The 5,392-nt window shown below is 72.7% G+C and carries 6 protein-coding genes; all 6 read right to left on the bottom strand.

Annotation, left to right across the window (positions count from 1 at the left end; all coding sequences use genetic code 11):
* Positions 1-456 (bottom strand): 5-oxoprolinase subunit C family protein (locus NON22_RS19835; RefSeq protein ID WP_425508008.1); only part of this gene is annotated, 456 nt, incomplete at its 3' end.
* 3 nt (positions 457-459) lie between these two features.
* Positions 460-1,638, bottom strand: coding sequence for a hypothetical protein (locus NON22_RS19830; RefSeq protein ID WP_257388706.1), 1,179 nt, complete (start codon positions 1,636-1,638; stop codon positions 460-462).
* A gap of 59 nt (positions 1,639-1,697) precedes the next feature.
* Positions 1,698-2,411: a 5-oxoprolinase subunit PxpB gene (pxpB, locus tag NON22_RS19825; RefSeq protein ID WP_257388705.1), complete on the bottom strand. Its 714-nt coding sequence runs from the start codon at positions 2,409-2,411 to the stop codon at positions 1,698-1,700.
* On the bottom strand, positions 2,408-2,839 hold the full coding sequence (locus NON22_RS19820) for an HIT domain-containing protein (protein WP_257388704.1): 432 nt from the start codon (positions 2,837-2,839) through the stop codon (positions 2,408-2,410). The genes pxpB and NON22_RS19820 overlap by 4 nt, the downstream gene beginning before the upstream one ends.
* Positions 2,836-3,507, bottom strand: a complete 672-nt coding sequence (locus NON22_RS19815; protein WP_257388703.1) for a dienelactone hydrolase family protein — start codon at positions 3,505-3,507, stop codon at positions 2,836-2,838. The genes NON22_RS19820 and NON22_RS19815 overlap by 4 nt, the downstream gene beginning before the upstream one ends.
* 104 nt (positions 3,508-3,611) lie before the next feature.
* Positions 3,612-5,392: tetratricopeptide repeat-containing diguanylate cyclase (locus NON22_RS19810; protein ID WP_257388702.1), on the bottom strand; the 1,781-nt coding region annotated here is incomplete at its 5' end.

Raw genomic sequence — 5,392 nt, 5'->3', positions numbered from 1 at the left:
GAGCGGCAGCCGGTCGCCGGCCTGCAGCGCGCGGCCGGCGCAGGGGCCGAGGCCGGCGTTGACGTCGACGCTGCGGCTGCCGAGCACGGGTTCGACGGCGATGCCGCCGGCGACGGCGAGATAGCCGCGTGCGCCGCGGCGCAGTACGGCCGCATCGAGCACGCTGCCCGTGGCGACCGGCACCGGCCGCCAGGTCGGCAGCGGCTGTCCGTTCACCATCAGATCGCCGTCGGCGCCGCACCAGGCGATGCAGGCATCGGCCGCAAAGCGCAGGCGCGGCCCGCTCAAGGTGCATTCGAGTGCGGCCGCGCCGGCGTCGTTGCCGACGAGCCAGTTCGCCAGGGTCAGCGCATTGCGGTCCATCGCGCCGGCGCCGCCGACGCCGATCGCCGCATGGCCGCGGCGGCCGAGGTCCTGCACGCTGCTGAGCAAGCCCGGGCGCAGGATCTCGATCATCGCTCAGCCCAGCAGGCCGTTGTTGCGCAGGCTGTCGAGCACGGCGTCGAGCTTGGCGCGTTCCGCGGCCTGCCGCGGCGGTTCCAGCGCCGCGATCCGGTGCTGCGTGCGTTCGACGACCTCCGGCAGGTCCGGCGTGTCGGTGACGCCGGCCAGCAGCAGCGCGGCGACCGGACCGCCGCACTGTTCGGTCGAGAGCGGGTTCGCGGCCAGGCTGATGCGGGCCAGGCCGTCGGCGGTGTCGTGCCAGTAGCTGCCGATCGGACGCCAGTGCTCGGCGTCGCGGCCGTTGACCGCTTGCGAAATCGCATTCGGATTTTCCCAGCGGTCGAGCAGCACCTGCAGCACGACGACGACGAACTGGCGCAGGTCGATCGCGGCGCGGCGCAGCTCCTCGATCGATGCGACCTCGAAGCACGCGCCGCTCCGGCGCAGCCTCGCGGCCGCGCACTGCATGCGCTGGAAACGCACCAGGGTCGCGAAGCTCGCGATCGCGGTCGCGACGAAGCGCTCGTGGGCGGATAGTCCCGCCGCGGCGAGGACGTGGTCGTACAGCGCGCCGAGCGCGCGGTCGACGAGCACGACTTCCAGATCGAACGCGACGGCGCCTTCGCCGGCATCGCGCGCGACGTAGCGGATCAGCTGGCTGCCGCGCTCGTGTTCGCGGCGATAGCCGCCGGCCGCGGGAGTTGCGGCAATGCCGTACAGCGCGAACAGCGGTTCGAGCGCGTCGCAGACCGTGCGCTGCACGAGCGCAGGACTCAGCGGACCTGCCAGCGGCAGGCCGAGGTGGTCGCCGACATGACGTCCGTCGGTCTGCAGGCGCAGTCCGCCGGGCAGCCAGACCACGCCGTTGAGATAGTCGTAGGCGACGAGGCCCATTGACGTCGCGGTCTCGACCACGAACGGCGCGACCTCGGCCATGTGTTCGCTGCGCAGGCCGATGCCGTAGACGCCGCTGTCGCAGGCGCCGTCCAGTGGTCCGCCGGACCAGACCGCGCGCGCGTCGCCGTCGGCCAGGGCCGTGATGCACGGATGGCGTTCGGTCAGCCGCGCGGCGAGGCGGCGGAATGCGGAGTTCGGCTTCGCGCGCTGCTCGGCGCTCAGGCGCCGATGGATCTGCGCGGCTTCGGCTTCGGTCTGCGGCACCGGAAACGACCAGAAGTGCAGGGTATAGCTCATGGACTCGGCGCAGCGGGAGGGCGCGGCAGGATTGCAGACGCGCGCGGCAGCGGCAACCGTCAGCGCGCGCGTGCCTGCAGCGCAGCGAATTCGTCCGCGGCGATCGCGCGGAAACGCACGCGCTGGCCCGCGGCCAGGCGGTTCGGCGGCGTCGCCTGCGCATCGAACAGGGCCAGCGGCGTGCGCCCGATCAGGTTCCAGCCGCCGGGCAGCTCGCGCGGATAGATGCCGGTCTGCAGGCCGCCGATCGCGACCGAGCCGGCCGGCACGCGCGTGCGCGGGTTCGCGCGGCGCGGCTGCTGCAGCGCGGCGTCGAGGCCGAGCAGGTATGGAAAACCCGCGGCGAAGCCGAGCATCGCGACGCGGTAGCCGCAGGCCGCATGGCGCACGGTGAAGGCGGTTTCGGTCAGGCCGCTGCGGGCCGCGGCCTCGGCGAGATCGGGGCCGTGCTCGCCGCCATAGCAGACCGGGATGTCGATGATCGCGGCGGATTCCGTCGCCGTCGCCGCGAACGGCGCGGCGAAGGCGCGCGTCAGTGCCGCGATGCAGTGTTGCGCCGGCGTCGTGCCGTCGGCCTGCCACTGGGACGGATCGATGACGACTGCGAGGCTCGCATAGGCCGGCACGAGTTCGACGATGCCGGGCAGGTCGAGCGCCGCGAGATGCCGCGCGGCCGCATGCACCTCGGCGTTGACCGCTGCGTCGATGCGGTCGCCGAAATGCAGCAGCACGGCGCCGTCGCCGAGCGGCTCCAGCGCGCGCGGTCCGTTCATGCGTCCGGCGACACGGCCAGGCCGGCGCGCAGCAGGCCGAGCACGCGTTCGCGTTCGTCGGCGGCGTAGCGCAGGCGCTCGCCGACGCCCCAGACCGGCCTGGGCCAGGCCGCGTCGCCGACGTGGCGCGCGATCACGTGCACGTGCAGCTGCGCGACGACATTCCCCAAGGTCGCGATGTTCATCTTGTCGGGGCGCGTGATCGCATGCAGCACGTGGGCGAGGCGGTTGATCTCGTCGAGCATCTCGTGCTGCTGCTCGCGCGACAGTTCGACGAGCTCGCGCAGGCCGGCGATGCGCGGCACGAGGATCAGCCACGGGAAGCGCAGGTCGTCCATCAGCAGCACGCGCGACAAGCCGAGCTCGCCGACGACGAAGCAGTCGTCGGCCAGGCGCGGATCGAGCGCGAACGGCGCGTCGGCGCTCATGCCTCGCCTCCCAGTTCGCGCGCGAAGAACGCCAGGGTGCGCTCGCGCGCGAGCGCGGCCGCGGTCGGCTCGTAGTCGGCGCGCATCTCGCAGTTGAAGCCGTGGCCCGCGGCGTAGACGTGGAACTCGGCCTGCGGCTGCTTCTGCCGGTGCAGCGCGACGTGTTCGGGAGTGATGATCGGGTCGCGTTCGCCGAAGTGGAACAGCAGCGGCGCCTGCGCGCGCTCGTCGAGGAACGGCACGCTGCGTCCGCCGTAGTAGACCACGGCCGGCAGGCCGAGCCGCGTCGCGCTCAGGAATGCGACCGTGCCGCCCCAGCAGTAGCCGACCACGCCCTTGCGACCGGCCGAGGCGATCGCCTGCGCGGCGCTCGCGACGCTCTCGACCGCACGGTCGAAGCCGACCTCGGCGACGAGGCTGCGTCCGCGCGCGACGCCGGCCTCGTCGTAGTCGAGCTCCACGCCGCTCTCGACGTAGTCGAACAGGGCCGGTGCGATCGCGACGTAGCCGGCTTGCGCGTAGTCGTCGACGACGCGGCGGATGTGCGCGTTGACGCCGAAGATTTCCTGCACGACGACGATGCCGCCGCGCGGCGTCTGCGCCGGGTCGGCGCGGTAGGCGCCGATGCAGTGCATGCCCGGCGTCGGAATCGTGATGAACTGTCCCATGCGGCGAGTCCTCCATGGCGGTGCGACAGTGCAGAGTAGCCAGCCGCGCGGCGTTCGGGAACCTCGCCGCGCGCGGCGAACCGGACCGTGCGCGCCGCGACCGCTCAGGCCGCGTACGGCACGACGCGGTTGCGGCCTTCGGCCTTGGCGCGATAGACCGCCACGTCGGCGGCGCCGAGCAGTTCCTCGAGGCTGGCCGCGTCGCAGTCGCGCAGGCCGGCCAGGCCGATGCTGATCGTCGGCGAGCGGCGCGATTCGCCGATGCTCGCGAGGCCCTGGGCGACTTTCGCGCGCAGGCGTTCGGCCAACGTCGCCGCGTCGCCGGCGCTGCGGCCCGGCATGACCACGATGAATTCCTCGCCGCCGTAGCGGCCGACGAGGTCGCCGGGCTCGAGCCACTGGCGCACGATCTGGATGCCGTTGGCGAGGACGCGGTCGCCGAACAGATGGCCGTGCTCGTCGTTGATGGTCTTGAAGTGGTCGAAGTCGATCAGCAGCACCGACAGGTCGCGGCCGGCGTCGAGCGCCTGGCGCAGATGCTCGTCGAGCTGGCGCAGCAGATGGCCGCGGTTGTAGGCGCCGGTCAGCGGATCGGTGATCGCGGCCTGGTAGAGCTCGGCGGCCTGAGTGCTGAGCTGCGCGTTGGCCGCTTCCAGGCGCGCCTCGTGCGCGCTGATCTCGGCGTTCTTCTGCTGCAGCGCGCGGTTCAGCCGCTGCGTCGTGCGGTAGCGCCGCGCGAGCAGCACGAGCAGCACGCCCAGCGCCGCGGCGACGCCGATGCCGACGTTGCGCAGCAGCGCCTGCTGCGTCAGGCGCAGGCTCTGCACTTCGTTGTTGAGGCTGAGCAGGCGGATGCGCTGGTCGGCGTCGGCGCGCTCGTAGCGCGACTTCAGCGCGGCGAGCTGGCGGCCCGAGCGTGTGCCGAGCATTTCCTCGCGCAGCGCCGCGCGGCGGTGCGCGAATTCGATCGCCGCGGCGAGCTGGCCGCTCGCGACCGCGATCTTCTCGCGCGCGCCGAACGCTTCGCTGAGCGCGGGCTTGAGGCCGGCCTCGGCCAGCAGGCTGATCGCCTCGTCGAGGCGCTTCGTCGCGAGCGCCTCGTCGCCGGCGCGCAGCGCGATCGTGCCCAGGTGCAGCAGCGCGCCGCCGGTGATCTCGCGGTGCTTGAGCTCGCGGCCGATGGCCAGCGCTTCCTCCAGCGCGACGGTCGCCTGGTCGTCGCGGTCGAGGCGGATCAGCGCGCGGCCGATTTCCAGATCCTCGAGGCCTACGTAGGGCCGGTTGCCGATGCTCGCGTCGATCGCGCGCGCCTGGCGCGCCATCGTCAGCGCCTTGGCCGCGTCGCCGAGATCGTTGCTGAAGCTCGCATAGCTGCCGAGCGCGCCGGCCATGGACTGCGGGTCGAAATGCCGGCGCGAGGCATCGAGGGCGGCTTCGAAATTGCGCCGCGCCTGCTCGGTGTCCTCGATCTCGCGGTAGAGCAGCGCGATGTTGCGGTACGACAGGTCGAGCTTCTCGCTGTCGCCGAGCGAGCGGCGCAGCTCCAGCGCGTCGATCTGCAGTTCCAGCGCGCGCGCGAAATCGCCGAGGTCGCGATGCACGGTGCCGAGGTTCATGAGCACCTGGGCTTCGCCGGAACGGTCGTTCTGGCTGCGGCGCAGGGCCAGCGCGGTTTCCTGGTGCGCGCGGGCTTCCTCCAGCTCCCCGCGGCGCCGCGCGACGATGCCGAGGTAACCCTCGGCCGCGGCCTGCGCACGCACGAGGCCGGCTTCGCGCGCGTGCTTGAGCAGCTCGCCGGCGCCGGTCGATGCGCTGTCGTAGTCGCCGCGGGCCAGGGCCAGCGCGACGCCGCGGTCCAGCGCCTCGATCAGCCGCGGCGTGTTGC

The organism is Tahibacter caeni (assembly GCF_024609805.1).
Taxonomy (GTDB): domain Bacteria; phylum Pseudomonadota; class Gammaproteobacteria; order Xanthomonadales; family Rhodanobacteraceae; genus Tahibacter; species Tahibacter caeni.
The sequence above is the reverse complement of the archived record's forward strand: the minus strand, read 5'-3'. Positions and strand labels throughout refer to the sequence as shown.